The sequence below is a fragment of the Nocardia cyriacigeorgica NBRC 100375 genome (genome assembly GCF_000308555.1).
Classification (GTDB): domain Bacteria; phylum Actinomycetota; class Actinomycetes; order Mycobacteriales; family Mycobacteriaceae; genus Nocardia; species Nocardia cyriacigeorgica.
Map to the genome: position 1 here is coordinate 1 of NZ_BAFY01000034.1, position 14,156 is coordinate 14,156.

The window sequence follows — 14,156 nt, forward strand, 5'->3', positions numbered from 1 at the left end:
AGCCGGGTTCGACCGGACTTCCGCAACGCGACACGGGTGCCAGTGGCCTCCCGCAGCGTGAGTCCGGCGGTCTGCCCCAGCGGGCGCCCGGCCAGAACGGTCCCGCGGCACCCGAGGCCCGCCCCGGTGGTCTGCCGCAGCGTGAGCCGGGCCAGTCCGGCCTGCCGCAGCGTCAGCCCGCGACGGCGGCGCAGTCCGGGGAGATCGAGGCCGCGGGTGCTCCGGCCAACGGCAGCGCGCAGCCGGGGCTGCCGCCGCGTCGCCCGGAGGTCACCCAGCGTCACACGGAGCTACCCCAGCGTCAGATGGATCTACCCCAGCGAGCGTCCACCGAACTACCGCAGCGCCGGACCGACCTGCCGTCGCGTCCGACCGGCCCCGGCGGCCTGCCGCAGCGTCAGCCGGGTGGCACCGGCCTGCCGCAGCGAGTGGAGAACGCGCCGGGCGTCGGCCTGCCGCAGCGCGACAGCGCCGGTCGTCCCGCGAACGGTGACAACGGCTCCGGTGACAGCGGACGCGATCGGGGCAGGCACAGCTACCGCGCCAACCCCCAGCGGACGGCGTCGTTCTTCCAGACCCGGTTGCAGCCGGCCGAGGAGAGCGGCTCGGTGATGGGCGGAACGCCGATCTTCGCCGAGATGATGTCGGCCTGGCTCGCGGATCCGAACTCGGATCGATCCCAGACCGCCGCCTCCTTCGAATCACCCGGTGACGAAGGCTGGCAGGCAGCACAGCGGGCGAGCGAAGCCAAGCCCACAGCCACCACGGCAGCTGGTCTGCCGCAACGTAATCCGGGCGGACGTCTCGTGCCCGGCGCCGTCAGCGGTGCCGTGGATCGGGCACCGAGACGCGATCCCGAATCGATTCGGTCCAGCTTGAGTCGTCACCAGCAGGGCGTCCGGGATGGCCGCGCAATGAAGGCAATGAACCTAACCGGAGACAAAGGAGACCGATGAACCCCGATCTAGGTGGTAGTGGTACGAACCGTCAGCTGGATTGGCTGGTTTCGAACTTCGCCAACGAGGTTCCTGGCGTAGCCCATGCCGTGCTGGTCTCGGCCGACGGTCTGCTGATGGCCGCGAGCGCGCAGCTGCCGGTCGATCGTGCCGAACAGCTATCGGCTGTCACCGCCGGGCTCGCGAGCCTGTCGGTGGGTGTGTCGAACCTGTTCGAAGGCGGCACCGTGCTGCAGTCGGTGGTCGAGATGGAACACGGCTACCTACTGCTGATGGCTGTCGGCGACGGTTCGTATCTCGCGGTCCTGACCAACACCTCGTGTGATATCGGTCAGGTCGGCTACGAGATGGCGTTGTTGGTCGAGCGTGTTGGCCAGACAGTTCAGGCCACTCCACGCGTCACGATGGGTTCCTGATGGTGGGATGGACATAGACGATCATCGTGTGGGGAGCGCCGAGCCCAGCCTCGTCCGCCCGTATTCGCTGACCGCGGGTCGAACCCGGCCCGCGGTCGAGCTCGCGCTGGAGGCCCTCGTCGCATCGCATCCGGTCGCCCTCGAGCGGCAGTTCGAACTGACCAACATCGAAACGTCCATCGTGGAGTTGTGCAGAGAATCGCCGTCTGTGGCTGAAGTTGCGGCTCGATTGGGTATACCCATCGGGGTGGCGCGTGTGCTCGTGGCAGATCTCATCGAAGCGGGGCACGTTCGCGTTTCGGCCACATTGAAAGACGACTCCAGCGACGATGAACGTCGCGAGCTGATCGAAAGGGTTCTCAGTGGACTCCGGCGTATTTGATTCGACGGCGCAGGTCGATACCCGTACCGCCAAGCCGACTTCGGCCAAGATCGTGGTCGCGGGTGGTTTCGGTGTGGGTAAAACGACACTGGTCGGCGCCGTCTCGGAGATCGTTCCGCTGCGCACCGAAGCGTTGGTCACCAACGCCAGTGCCGGAATCGATAATCTGACCGGCATTCCGATGAAATCGACCACCACGGTGGCGATGGACTTCGGCCGGATCAGCCTCGCGGACGACCTCGTCCTCTATCTCTTCGGTACGCCGGGCCAGTACCGCTTCTGGTTCATGTGGGACGACCTGATCCGCGGTGCCATCGGCGCCGTGGTTCTGGTCGACACCCGCAGGCTCGAGGACAGCTTCGCCGCCGTCGACTATTTCGAAGCGCGCAACCTGCCGTTCCTGGTGGCGCTCAACGAATTCGACGACGCGCCGCGGTACCCGATCGAGGACATCCGGCAGGCGCTGGCCGTCTCCGGTGATGTGCCGATCATGTCCATCGACGCCCGCCGCCGCGAGCCGGCCAAGCAGGCGCTGGTCGCGCTCACCGAGTACGCGCTGCGCAAGGTGATGCAGGGCTATTGATCGGCGCCGGCGGGCAGCGACGCAGCGGTTCGACGGTGGGCGCGGGATCGGGGAGGATCTGCGCCGCCGGACTACTCGAGGCGTTGCTCGATCCGGGCACGTTCCGCAGCTGGGACCGGCCACCGCTCGAGGTGCGCACGTCCGAGCGCTATCGCGATGAGTTGCGCGCCGCGGCGGAACGGGCCGGCACCGATGAATCGGTGCGCACCGGCGAGGGCTTGTTGCGCGGCCGCCGAGTAGCCGTGATCGCCTGCGAGTTCGGTTTTCTCGCGGGGTCGATCGGGGTGGCGGCGGCCGAGCGCATCGTGACCGCCGTCGAGCGGGCGACCGAACTCGGCCTGCCGCTGATCGCCTCGCCGACCTCCGGCGGCACCCGAATGCAGGAGGGCACGGTCGCTTTCGTGCAGATGGTCAAGATCGCCGGTGCGGTCGCAGCCCACAAATCGGCCGGATATCCCTATCTGGTGTATCTGCGTGACCCCACCATGGGCGGTGTGTTCGCCTCCTGGGGATCATTGGGGCACATGACCTTCGCCCAGCCCGGCGCCATGATCGGCTTCCTCGGGCCGCGGGTGTACCAGGCGCTGTACGACCAGCCTTTCCCGAGCGGCGTGCAGACCGCGGAGAATCTGTACCGGCACGGCGTCATCGACGGGGTGGTGGGACTTTCGGTCTTCCGGCGCATCGCCCATCGCGCACTGAGTGTGCTGAGCGGGGTGCCGGATCCCGATGCGGCAACGCCTGTTTCGGAGAGCCGCGTGCCCGACCTGAGCTCGAGGGGCGCGGCGTCGATGCCGGGGGAGCGAGCTGCTGGGGATATCGGGCGAGCCTCGGGTGGTGCCGGGCGAGCGTCGAATCCGGCCTGGCAGTCGGTACTGAGCTCGCGGCGCCCCGACCGGCCTGGCCTGCGTGAGCTGTTACGCCATGTGACGCAACGGGTTCCGCTCAGCGGTACCGGACAGGGCGAAACCGACCGCACGGTGGTGCTGGCGTTGGCGCGCTTCCGTGGGCACCCCTGTGTGGTGTTCGGCCACGACCGGGCGGGGCAGGTGGGGGAGAACACCATGGGGCCGGCGGCGTTGCGGGAGGCACGGCGCAGTATGCAGCTGGCGCAGGAGCTGCGGGTGCCGTTGGTGCTGGTGATCGATACCGTCGGCGCGGCGCTCTCGAAGGAGGCCGAGGAGCGCGGGCTGGCTCCCGAAATCGCGCGGTGCATCGCTGATCTCGTCACGCTGGATACGCCGACCATTTCGGTCCTGCTCGGCCAGGGCACCGGTGGTGGCGCGCTGGCCCTGCTGCCGGCCGACCGGGTGCTCGCCGCGACGCACGGCTGGCTCGCCCCGCTGCCGCCCGAGGGCGCGAGCGCGATCGTGCACCGCGATACCGAGCATGCTCCGGAACTTGCCCGCTCCCAGGGCATCCGGGCCGCCGACCTGCGTAGCGCCGGGATCGTCGACCGCATCGTCGCCGAAAAGCCGGATGCGGCAGACGAACCCATCGAGTTCGCCCGCCGCATGGTCGCCGCCATCGGCTCGGAGCTGGCCGGTCTACGCGCTACGCCGCTGGAGGAGCTGCGGGCTGCCCGGCACCTGCGCTACCGCCGCCTCGGCCTCCCGCACACCGGTTGACCTTCGACGAGTCCAGGCACGTTCGGCGGGTGCCGGCCGGACCGTGCCCGCAATCCCGCGGCCTCGTCGGCCATGGTCACCGCGCCCCGGGTGGCTCTGGTTCTGCAGGCCGAGAGACGGGCCACGCACGGCGGGTAGTGGGGTCCAGCCAATCCGCTCCGACCGACATCTCACCGGTGGCGGCATTGCACCGGCCGCGGTCCTCAGCCCTCCGGTTCGGGGTCCGGCCGATTCCAGCCCAGGATCATCGCCGGCGCACACCCACCCGCGAGCAGAGCCGCGAGCATCATCACCCCGCCGGCATACGCGGTGCGGAAGGCGTCGGCCTCGGGGAGCAGCGCTCCGGAGAAGATCAGGAACATCAGTGGCGGCAGCGTGAGCATCTGGGTCAGGGACAGACCCGCCGAATGCGCCTTGTTGCGTTCGGCGATCTCCAGTTCGTCGAGCACTTCCTCGGGTGCGTGATCCTGCCGATTGGAGGCGATGCGCAGCATGACCCAGGCGATCATGAACACCACCGCGGCGGGCAGGGTGGCGAGCGCGGCCGAGGTCAGGCCGAACGCGCAGAGCAATCCGGCCACCGCGAGCACGAGCAAGGCCACCGCGACGGTGATCACGAGCATGCGTCGCCGTCGCAGCGTGCGCCAGCCGGGCAGCATGCCGGCCGTCCGTTCTTCCTGGACCAGCCAGCGCCGGACTCGATATTCCTGGTAGCGGTCGAGCAGACCGGTGGTGGCGTTGGTCATGTCTGTCCTTTCGTCCGGGGGTAGAGCTCGGCCGACAGCGGGCCGAACTCGGTGCGCGAGAACACGGCTTCGACGGGCAGTTCGAACACGTCGCAGATGCGCAGGGCCAGGTCGAGGCTCGGATAGTGGTCGCCGCGCTCGAGTGCCCCGATGGTCTGCACATTGACGTTCACCGCCTCGGCCAGCGCGGCCCGGCTCATCCGGTGCTCGGCGCGCAGCACCGCGATCCGGTTGTAGATCGGGAGGGTTTCCCCTCTTCTTACTGGGCTCACGCAACATAGTGTTGTAAAAACCCAACAGTTCGTCAAGTAGGTGTCAACACGTACCGGCTGCTCGTTGACCATGGGCCCCGGCGCTTCTACCGTCGAATCCGTGACCTTCAGAAGCGAGACCTGCGCCATTCCCTCGATCGTGCTCAACGACGGGAACGTGATCCCGCAGCTCGGGTTCGGGGTGTTCCAAGTTCCGGCCGACGATGTGTTTCCCGTGGTCACGGCCGCTTTGGAGGCCGGTTACCGCAGCATCGACACCGCGGCGATCTACGGCAACGAGGAGGGGACCGGCCGGGCCATCCGCCAGTCCGGGATCCCCCGTGACGAGATCTACGTGACCACCAAGCTGTGGAACTCCGAACAGGGCTACGACTCCACGCTGCGCGCCTTCGACGCCAGCATGCAGCGGCTCGGCCTGGACTACCTCGATCTGTATCTGATCCACTGGCCCGCGCCGTCCGCGGATCGCTTCGTCGACACCTTCAAGGCGTTCAAGGCTCTCAAGGCCGACGGCCGGGTGCGTTCGATCGGGGTGTCGAACTTCCGGATACCGGATCTGGAGCGGGTGATCGGGGAGACCGGCGAGATCCCGGCGGTCAACCAGATCGAGCTCCATCCCCGGCTCACCCAGCGTGAGCTGCGCGAATACCATGCCGAACACGCGATCGCGACCGAGGCGTGGAGTCCGCTCGGCCAGGGCACGCTGCTCGACAACGAGGTGATCACCGAGATCGCCACCGCCGTCGAGCACACCCCGGCGCAGGTGATCATCCGCTGGCATCTGCAACTGGGCAATATCGTCATCCCGAAGTCGGTGACGCCGTCGCGGATCGTGTCGAACTTCGATGTGTTCGGTTTCGAGCTGACGAGTGAGCAGATGGCCGCGATCACCGCTCTCGACAACGGTGGTCGAGTCGGCCCGGACCCCTCGACCTTCGCTGCCGGCCTGGACTAGCGGCTACCCACGCCCAGGTGCTGGGTGAGTTCGACCGCGGCCGCCCGGCCGGCCCGATTGGCGCCGATGGTGCTGGCCGACGGCCCGTACCCGATGAGGTGCACCCGTGGATCGACCGCGACCTGCGTGGCGAGCCGTCCGGTCATGGTGATGCCGCCGCCGGGTCCGCGCAGCCGTAGCGGCGCGAGATGGTCGAGCGCGCTGCGGAAACCGGTCGCCCACAGGATCACCTGCGCGGCCTGGAAGGCCCCGTCGGCCCAGCGCACGCCGCCGGGTTCGATGTGATCGAACATCGGCAGCCGATGTAGCGCACCGCGGTCACGTGCGGCGCGCAGCCGGTCGTCGAGCGGCAGGCCGGTCACCGAGACCACCGAGCCGGGTGGCAGCCCGCGCCGCACCCGGTCTTCCACGATGGCGACCGCGCGCCTGCCGTCGTCCTCGGCGAACGGGGTCTCGCGGAACTTCGGTTCCGTGCGGGTCACCCAGGTCGTCGTGGTGACCTGGGAGATCTCGTCGAGCAACTGGACCGCCGAGATGCCGCCGCCCACCACGACGACGTGCTTGCCCGCGAACTCATCGGCGGTCTGATAGTCGCGGGTATGCAGTTGACGCCCGGCGAAGGTTTCCGCACCCGGGTAGCGCGGGATGAACGGGTGCTCCCAGGTGCCGGTGCCGTTGATCAGGCCGCGGACCCGGATGGTGCCCGCCGAATCGGTTTCCACGTGCAGCACACCGTCGCGGTCGGCGCCTGGGGTGACCGCCGGTTCAGGTGGATTGTCGCCGTGCGCCCGGCGATCGCAGACGACCTTGACCGTCACCTGCCGCCGCACCCGCAGGTCGAACCGCTTTTCGTAGAGCTCGTAATAGTGCGGGACGGCGGTCGCGGCGGGCGCGGACTCGGAACCGTCGGGCAGGGTCTCCGCGAACGACATCCCCGGTAGATCGTGCACTCGGTTCACCGTGGTCAGCGTGAGCGAGGGCCAGCGGAACTGCCAGGCGCCACCAGGGCCCGGCGCGTGATCGACGATCAGGAAGTCGCGTTCGGGCTCCAGCCCGCGCCTGCGCAGGTGATACCCCGCGGACAACCCGGCCTGCCCGGCGCCGATCACCAGGATCGGGTAATCCACCGTGGCCGGGTCGGTATCGCCGGAGGACGTCGTCTGATCGGACAGCACAGTCCGATCGTATGCGCGCACGCGTTCCGCTCTGCCGCGCGCGAGCTACGACCGAGCCGCACCGGGCCACTTCGCGGCTCGCGTCCGCTCGTCGTCGCCACCCGTCCACCTCACGCGCAGGATCGGCCCGCGTGCTCGACTCCCACCGATCCGACCCGCTGTGACCGCACACATTCGCGCCTGCACCGGACTGTGTCAGCTCCTGTGGCAGCATGAACCCAACAGTCGGATTTCGTTCAGCTGGGGAGGAAGCATGCTCGGTGTCAGCCGTGATGGTGACGTCGTCACCATCGAATTACAGCGCGAGGAGCGCCGCAACGCCCTGAACATCGAGCTGGTCACGCAGCTGCGTGACGCGGTGATCGATGCCGCCGAGCAGGCGCGGGTCATCGTGCTCACCGGCCGAGGGCCGGTCTTCAGCGCGGGCGCCGATCTCGGCGGGGTGTACTCCGAGGAGTTCTTGGACCGGCTTCTCGAGATGCTGCACACCATCGAATCGGCGCCGGTGCCGGTGATCTCGGCCATCAACGGCGCCGCCCTCGGTGCGGGCGTGCAACTGGCGCTGGCTTCGGATCTGCGGGTCCTGGAACCGGATTCGTATATCGCCATCCCGGCCGCGAAGCTGGGCATCACCGTTGACCGCTGGACAGTGCGCCGGTTGGTTTCGCTGATCGGCGGCGGCCCGGCCCGCACCATCCTGCTCGGCGCGGAATCGGTGTCGGCAGAGGACGCCTACGGCTTCGGATTCGCCAACCGCATCGGCACTCTCGCCGACGCGCAGGCCTGGGCGAAATCCATCGCGGAACTGGCGCCGCTGTCACTGCGCCATCTCAAGCTGGTGCTCAACGACGACGGCACCCGCGATCCGGAGAACGCGCAACAGCGTGAGGCCCTGGAAGCGGCCTGGACCAGCGCCGACGCGCAAGAGGGCCGGCTGGCCAGGCAAGAGAAGCGCGCCGCGAAATTCCAGGGGCGATGATGCGCATCCGACGAGTCGTCACGGGCGCGGCCGGCGCACTCGGTCTCACCTGGGTGGCGCGGGCGGTGTGGGGTCTGCCCACCGCGATGGGCGCCTCGATCTCGGCGATTCAGCCGTACGCGACCGGTGCCACCAGCTACCGGAACCGGCAATTCCACAACACCGAACCCAGCAGCCAGATCGCGCCCGGCTCGGCGCCGTCGCTGCTGCGATCGTTCCTCACCCAGCGCCATGCCGGCCGCCCGGCGCGTCCGGTGCCGCTGGTGACGCCGCAGCTGCCCGCACAGGCTGCCGATCTGGCCGTCACCTGGTACGGCCACGCGACAGCGTTGATCGAGGTGGACGGCTACCGCATCCTCACCGATCCGGTGTGGAGCGAACGGGTGTCGCCCTCGCCGCTGGTCGGACCGGCCCGGCTGCATCCGGTGCCCGCTCCGCTGTCGGAGCTGCCGCCGGTGGACGCGGTGATCATCTCCCACGACCACTACGACCATCTCGACGCCGCCACCGTGCGGGCGTTGGTGGCCGGGCAGAGCGCACCGTTCGTGGTGCCCGTCGGCATCGGCGCGCATCTGCGGCACTGGGGTGTGCCCGATCAGCGGATCGTCGAATTGGATTGGGGCGGTTCGATTTCGCTGTCCGAACTGGGCCGCGCACGCGATGGCGAAGATCTGACGATCACCTGTGTGGAGGCGCGCCACTTCTCCGGTCGCGGCCTGATCCGCAACACCACTCTGTGGGCGTCGTGGTCGCTGGCCGGCCCCACTCGCCGCGCCTATTTCGGCGGCGACACCGGTTACACGAAGGCCTTCGCCGAGGCGGGCACCACGCTGGGCCCGTTCGATCTGACGCTGCTGCCGATCGGCGCCTACGACGAACGCTGGACCGATGTGCACATGAATCCGGAAGAGGCCGTGCGCGCGCACGCCGATCTGTGCGCCGGTGATCCCGCCCACGGCCTGCTGGTCCCGATCCACTGGGCGACGTTCAATCTGGCCTTCCACGGGTGGTCGGAGCCGGTGCAGCGGATGGTGACCGCGGCGCGCGCGGCGGGCACCACGGTCGCGGTGCCGAAGCCGGGGGAGCGTCTGGATCCCGATGACCTGCCGTCCGGGCAGTTGTGGTGGAAAGATATCGGGTGAACACCTCGAACGACGGCACAAGGAAGGACGTAGGACATATGAGTCTGTTGGACACCTTGAAGGGCCTGGTCGGCAAGGGTCAGGAGGCTGCGGCCAAGAATTCGGACAAGATCAATCAAGCCATCGACAAGGGTGGCGAGTTCATTGATCAGAAGACGAAGGGCAAGTACTCCGACAAGATCGAGAAGGGCAAGGAAGCCGCCAAGAAGGTCGTTCCGCCGGAGCAGCCGGGTCAGCAGCCGGGCGGCGGCCAGGTGCCACCGCAGGCCTGATCGAGCCGAGACCGCCCGCAGGGCAATGACTGTCCGCAGGCCGAGCGCGGCGGGAACCGGATGAACGCCGGTTCCCGCCGCCGGGTCGCGGACAACGGGTCGCGCCGCATGTTCCGGGACGCGGCGGGCGAGCCCGTCATCAAGATCGAATTGAGCAACCTCGACAAGGTGCTCTACCCGGAAACAGGGACCACCAAGGGCGAGGTCATCGCCTACTACACCGCGATCGCCCCCGCCATGTTGCCGCATGTGGCCGGACGCCCGGTCACCAGGAAACGCTGGCCCAACGGCGTCGACGAGCCCTCGTTCTTCGAGAAGAATCTCGCCGAACACGCCCCCGATTGGCTGCCACGGCGTGCCATGCGCCATTCCGACCGCACCGTCACCTATCCGCTGCTCGATTCCGAAGCCGGGCTGGCCTGGATCGGCCAGCAGGCGTCGCTGGAAGTGCATGTGCCGCAATGGCGCTTCGACGGCGAACAGATGGGCCCGGCCACCCGGCTGGTCTTCGATCTGGACCCGGGCCCGGACGTCGGCCTCGCCGAATGCGCGACGGTGGCGCTCGAGGTGCGCGATATGGTCGCCGAGATCGGGCTACGCGCGTTCCCGGTGACCAGCGGTAGCAAGGGGATTCACCTGTATGTGCCGCTGGACAGGGTGCTCAGCCCCGGCGGCGCCTCCACCGTCGCCAAACAGGTGGCCACCAATCTGGAGAAGATCCATCCCGACCTGGTGACGGCGACGATGGCGAAGAAGGTGCGCACCGGAAAGGTCTTCCTGGACTGGAGCCAGAACAATCCGGCCAAGACCACTATCGCGCCGTATTCGATGCGCGGGCGCGCGCAGCCGAACGTCGCCGCACCGCGCAGCTGGGAGGAGATCGAGGATCGGGAATCGTTGCGGCATCTGCGTTTCGACGAGGTGCTCGCGCGTTTCCAGGACGACGGCGATCTGCTGGCCGGCCTCGACCCGCCGATCTCGCAAGCCGGTGCGCAGCGCCCGGACCCGTTGAGCGTCTACCGATCCATGCGTGATCCCTCGCGCACGCCCGAACCCGTTCCCGCGCACCCGCCGACGCCCGGGCCGGGCAACCGGTACGTCATCCAGGAGCACCACGCGCGCAGGCTGCACTGGGATGTACGCCTGGAACGCGACGGTGTGCTGGTGTCCTGGGCCGTGCCGAAAGGCCCACCTACCGACACCAAAGAGAACCGTCTCGCCGTCCACACCGAGGACCATCCGCTCGAGTATCTGGATTTCCACGGTTCCATCCCGAAGGGCGAGTACGGCGCCGGAACCATGACGATCTGGGATTCGGGCACCTATGAGGCCGAGAAGTGGCGCGACGACGAAGTGATCGTGGTGATGCGGGGGGAGCGGTTGCACGGTCGCTACGCGCTGATCCGCACCGGTGGCAAGAACTGGCTGATGCATCTGATGCGGGAGCAGCCGGTCGATGATGGGGCCGCACGCTCGGGCCGCGGGCGGGCAGCGACGGCGGGCTCACGCACAACCGAGAACTCGCCCCCCGACCGCCCTGCCGAACGGTCCGGCGGCGCCGAACTGCCGCGGGGGCTGTCACCGATGCTCGCCACCACCGGCGAAGTCGCCGACCTCGACCCGAGGGAGTGGGCCTTCGAAACGAAATGGGACGGCTACCGCCTGATCCTCGAATTCGATCACGGCACAGCAACGTTGCGCAGCCGGGCAGGCAATATCGTCACCGATCGCTATCCGCACATCGCCGCCCTCGCCGAGGACCTGGCCGACCATCGGGTGGTGCTCGACGGTGAGGCGGTGGTGTTCGACGCCAACGGTGTCGCCAATCTCGCTCTGCTGCAAGCCGATACCCGCCGCGCCGAACTCGTCGCCTTCGATCTGCTCTACCTCGACGGCACCTCGCTGATCCGCAAACGCTACAGCGACCGGCGCCACGTGCTCGAGGCGCTCGCCGCCACCACGCCCGCGCTGTCGGTGCCGCCGCAGTTGGCGGGCAGCGGTGCGGACGCGCTGAAGGCCAGTCGCGAGGTCGGGGCCGAAGGTGTCGTCGCCAAGCGCAGGGACTCGGTCTACCTGCCAGGTAAGCGCGGCCATTCCTGGGTCAAACAGCGCAATTGGCAAACACAGCAGGTTGTGGTCGGCGGGTATCGCGGCAGCGCGGCGCGGCCGTTCGCGTCACTGCTGGTCGGAATTCCCGACGACGGCAAACTCATCTACGTCGGCCGGGTTGGTACCGGGTTCAGCGAGGACGACATGCGCGCGTTGGCCACGAAACTGCAGCGACGCCGCCGCAAGACCAGCCCGTTCGTCAACGAGATGTCACGCGCGGAAACCAAGGACGCCACCTGGGTGACCCCGGAGATCTCCGGCACCGTCCGCTTCATGAACTGGACCGACAGCGGACGGCTGTGGCACCCGGCATGGCTGGGGCGTACCGACTGAGCTGTGCCGAGCCGGTATTCGACGACCGGCAGGTGTGCGAAGCCACTCGGCAACAGCCGGGCAAATCGGCGTCTGATGTGATCCAATCGCGTTTGTATGGTGATCGCGACTCGAGCGCGGCTGGACCGAGGAGTGCACGTGGATTTCAAGAACCTGGCCGGTAAGGCGATGGACCTGGCGGCGAAGAACGCCGACAAGGTCGATGCCGTGATCGACAAGGCCGGTGACATCGTCGACCAGAAGACCGGCGGCAAGTACGCCGACAAGGTCGACACCGCGCAGGAAGCCGCGAAGAACGCGGTGCGCAAGCAGCAGGGCTGAGCGCGGAATTCCTGACCAGTAAACGGAACTGGGCCGGTCGCGTGGGTGCGCGATCGGCCCAGATCGTTTTCGGGTTCCGGTAGGTCAGTTCCTGCCGGTCTGGTCCATCCACTTGGTCGTGCCCGGCGGGGCGGCGAGAGTGTTGATGAGGTCGATACCGGCGATGATCAGGGTGGGTCCGCCGACGACCAACGTTCCGATGATGCTTCCGATTCCTGCGCCCGCCACGATGGTGGCCGGCGAGATGACGCAGGCAGATGCACCGCATCCGAGCAACAGTCCTGCGGCCGCGCCGATGACCAGCCCGATGAATCCACCAACCGCCGTCGCGATTCCGAACTGGGCCAAGAACGCATCCTGTGCCCGCTGGTTCTCTTCCAGCGATGCCACCGGCGTCACCGGAACGGGACGAGCTCGGGTGTAATCCTTGACCGCTGTCAACTCGAGCACTCGACCCTCGTCGCGCACCATGTGCGGCATCGGGAACTCCAGTCCGTCCTGCCGGAATGCCAGCGGCATGCTGACCGCCGTGTTCCCCGCGGAGTCCTTGATATTCACCGTGTTACCGGCGACTTCGAATGTACCCCCGGTCAGCGTGGTGATGATGCGGTCGCCGACCAGCTTCGCCTCGTAGCCGATGTCGGGTACGGGTGCCGCGGCCGGCTGCGCATGGGTGGTGCCTGTGCCGACCACGATGGCGGCCGCTACCGGCACCACCAACGCGGCGATTTTGCGGAAAATCATTCTGTTGTTCCCATCTTCATCAGGTTCCCTACCGAACGCACCGCGCGCTGTGAATCTTCCCCGCCCCACGCTCGGCGCCTTGTGATCAAGTGGACAGCTCTCCCGGACGTCACGTTACAACCGGTTACTGGTTTGACACGATGGATTTACGGGTATCAGTTCAGGTTTGGGTCAGTACCAAACCTGCCGCCCGTTATAGCGTGAAGCTATGGGGAACCGTGATGAAGGGATCGGCTATTCGCTCTTGCCGAGGGCGTCGGCGATCGCCTTGTCCTGGCTCTCCAGCGAGGTGGCCGTATTCGTGGCACCGGTGCCCATCGCGGACAACGTGGTGCTGAGAATCTCGACCGCCTTCAGTGCCTTCTCGGCACCGGGCGTGTAGTTGCCGGCGAAGCTCTGGCCGATCTCGTCGCCGCCCCAGCATTCGCCTTCGGCGTCCAGCGCGGACTTCAGCGCGCTCAGGGCATCGGCCACCTGGGTGGCCAGGCTCTGGAACCCCGGCTCGGTGGCCTTGATCGCTTCCGGATCGGCCTTCAAAGTGCTCATCAGCGGCCCCCGTCCAGATAGCTGCGGTTGCGGTAGTACTCGTCTTCGTCCTCGTCATCGAGGGGCGCCTGCGCGGACGGCGGTGGCGGGGCGTCCTGTACGACGGGCGGTTCCGGGATCAGCTTGTCGACCAGATCGCGGATGCTCGGCGCGCCGGGGACCAGATCGGGCAGATCGGGCATCTCGTCGGCGGCGGCTTCGACGGAGGCGAAGGCCTGCTGCGACACCTGCACCCCTTCGCGCGCGGCGGCCTGCACGGCCTCGGTGATCGAGCGGCCCAGCCGTTCGGGGGTGGAGCGTTTGAACGCCTCCGGTTCGATGTGCACGTCGAGCGGGATGCCCGCGGCATTGCTCGTCACCCGGACCAGATTGTCCGACGACCACGCGGACACCTGCGCGGTGGCGATGCGCTGCTGGGCAGCGGCCAGATCCTGGCGCTGCCGTTCGAAGGTCTCGAGCATGTCGCCGACCTGCGCGCGCAACGCGTCGTTGCGTGAGCGCATGGCCTCGCGGTCGTCATTCATCGCCTACCCCTGTTCGCCAGACTCGGTCCGTATATCCATTTCGACGCGGCCGGCCTGCATTCGGTTCCATCGA

The 14,156-nt window shown here is 67.8% G+C and carries 16 protein-coding genes and 1 pseudogene; 11 read left to right on the plus strand and 6 right to left on the minus strand.

Annotation, left to right across the window (positions count from 1 at the left end; all coding sequences use genetic code 11):
* From RJ05_RS31260 to RJ05_RS03440, 5 genes and pseudogenes are all read left to right on the plus strand, one after another.
* Window positions 1-956, plus strand: a pseudogene (locus RJ05_RS31260) (sensor histidine kinase); the annotation flags it as partial.
* Window positions 953-1,372 carry a roadblock/LC7 domain-containing protein gene (locus RJ05_RS03425; RefSeq protein WP_036533017.1) on the plus strand — a complete coding sequence of 140 codons (420 nt, stop codon included), beginning with the start codon at window positions 953-955 and terminating at the stop codon, window positions 1,370-1,372. The pseudogene RJ05_RS31260 and the gene RJ05_RS03425, both read left to right, overlap by 4 nt.
* A gap of 7 nt (window positions 1,373-1,379) precedes the next feature.
* Entirely contained in the window at window positions 1,380-1,754 is a 375-nt protein-coding gene (locus RJ05_RS03430) for a DUF742 domain-containing protein (RefSeq protein WP_036533019.1), read from the plus strand.
* Entirely contained in the window at window positions 1,735-2,337 is a 603-nt protein-coding gene (locus RJ05_RS03435) for a GTP-binding protein (RefSeq protein WP_171048002.1), read from the plus strand. The genes RJ05_RS03430 and RJ05_RS03435 overlap by 20 nt, the downstream gene beginning before the upstream one ends.
* Window positions 2,334-3,965 carry an acetyl-coenzyme A carboxylase carboxyl transferase subunits beta/alpha gene (locus RJ05_RS03440; protein WP_051016181.1) on the plus strand — a complete coding sequence of 544 codons (1,632 nt, stop codon included), beginning with the start codon at window positions 2,334-2,336 and terminating at the stop codon, window positions 3,963-3,965. Before RJ05_RS03435 ends, RJ05_RS03440 begins: the two co-directional genes overlap by 4 nt.
* Before the next feature lie 203 nt (window positions 3,966-4,168).
* Here RJ05_RS03440 and RJ05_RS03445 read toward each other — a convergent pair whose 3' ends face one another.
* Together RJ05_RS03445 and RJ05_RS03450 are read right to left on the minus strand one after the other, a co-directional pair.
* Entirely contained in the window at window positions 4,169-4,711 is a 543-nt protein-coding gene (locus tag RJ05_RS03445) for a hypothetical protein (RefSeq protein ID WP_036533021.1), read from the minus strand.
* On the minus strand, window positions 4,708-4,983 hold the full coding sequence (locus RJ05_RS03450; protein WP_036533022.1) for a helix-turn-helix transcriptional regulator: 276 nt from the start codon (window positions 4,981-4,983) through the stop codon (window positions 4,708-4,710). The genes RJ05_RS03445 and RJ05_RS03450 overlap by 4 nt, the downstream gene beginning before the upstream one ends.
* Window positions 4,984-5,083: 100 nt before the next feature.
* On the opposite strand from RJ05_RS03450, the gene RJ05_RS03455 reads away from it, so the two are divergent.
* Window positions 5,084-5,938 (plus strand): aldo/keto reductase, encoded by an 855-nt coding sequence (locus RJ05_RS03455; protein WP_036533024.1) that lies wholly within the window; start codon window positions 5,084-5,086, stop codon window positions 5,936-5,938.
* On the opposite strand, the gene RJ05_RS03460 is transcribed toward RJ05_RS03455, so the two are convergent.
* Complete coding sequence (locus RJ05_RS03460) at window positions 5,935-7,113, minus strand: NAD(P)-binding domain-containing protein (RefSeq protein WP_174343891.1); 1,179 nt, start codon at window positions 7,111-7,113, stop codon at window positions 5,935-5,937. The genes RJ05_RS03455 and RJ05_RS03460 overlap by 4 nt on opposite strands.
* Before the next feature lie 253 nt (window positions 7,114-7,366).
* Here RJ05_RS03460 and RJ05_RS03465 point away from each other — a divergent pair, with 253 nt between their 5' ends.
* The 5 genes from RJ05_RS03465 (at window position 7,367) to RJ05_RS03485 (ending at window position 12,269) form a co-directional block, all read left to right on the plus strand.
* Window positions 7,367-8,092 carry an enoyl-CoA hydratase gene (locus RJ05_RS03465; RefSeq protein WP_036533066.1) on the plus strand — a complete coding sequence of 242 codons (726 nt, stop codon included), beginning with the start codon at window positions 7,367-7,369 and terminating at the stop codon, window positions 8,090-8,092.
* Window positions 8,092-9,234 carry an MBL fold metallo-hydrolase gene (locus tag RJ05_RS03470; protein ID WP_036533026.1) on the plus strand — a complete coding sequence of 381 codons (1,143 nt, stop codon included), beginning with the start codon at window positions 8,092-8,094 and terminating at the stop codon, window positions 9,232-9,234. Before RJ05_RS03465 ends, RJ05_RS03470 begins: the two co-directional genes overlap by 1 nt.
* A 38-nt stretch (window positions 9,235-9,272) precedes the next feature.
* Window positions 9,273-9,506, plus strand: coding sequence for an antitoxin (locus tag RJ05_RS03475; RefSeq protein WP_036533028.1), 234 nt, complete (start codon window positions 9,273-9,275; stop codon window positions 9,504-9,506).
* A gap of 60 nt (window positions 9,507-9,566) precedes the next feature.
* Window positions 9,567-11,948: an ATP-dependent DNA ligase gene (locus tag RJ05_RS03480; RefSeq protein WP_036533030.1), complete on the plus strand. Its 2,382-nt coding sequence runs from the start codon at window positions 9,567-9,569 to the stop codon at window positions 11,946-11,948.
* Window positions 11,949-12,086: 138 nt separating this feature from the next.
* On the plus strand, window positions 12,087-12,269 hold the full coding sequence (locus tag RJ05_RS03485; RefSeq protein ID WP_036533068.1) for an antitoxin: 183 nt from the start codon (window positions 12,087-12,089) through the stop codon (window positions 12,267-12,269).
* Between the two features lie 84 nt (window positions 12,270-12,353).
* On the opposite strand, the gene RJ05_RS03490 is transcribed toward RJ05_RS03485, so the two are convergent.
* The 3 genes from RJ05_RS03490 to RJ05_RS03500 form a co-directional block, all read right to left on the minus strand.
* The gene (locus RJ05_RS03490; protein WP_051016186.1) at window positions 12,354-13,013 is read right to left on the minus strand and encodes a DUF8020 domain-containing protein; all 660 of its coding nucleotides are present in this window, start codon (window positions 13,011-13,013) and stop codon (window positions 12,354-12,356) included.
* Between the two features lie 234 nt (window positions 13,014-13,247).
* On the minus strand, window positions 13,248-13,559 hold the full coding sequence (locus RJ05_RS29180; protein ID WP_051016188.1) for a WXG100 family type VII secretion target: 312 nt from the start codon (window positions 13,557-13,559) through the stop codon (window positions 13,248-13,250).
* A complete protein-coding gene (locus tag RJ05_RS03500) occupies window positions 13,559-14,083 on the minus strand; it encodes a YbaB/EbfC family nucleoid-associated protein (RefSeq protein ID WP_036533031.1) in 525 nt (174 codons plus the stop codon). The genes RJ05_RS29180 and RJ05_RS03500 overlap by 1 nt, the downstream gene beginning before the upstream one ends.
* Window positions 14,084-14,156: the final 73 nt, after the last annotated feature.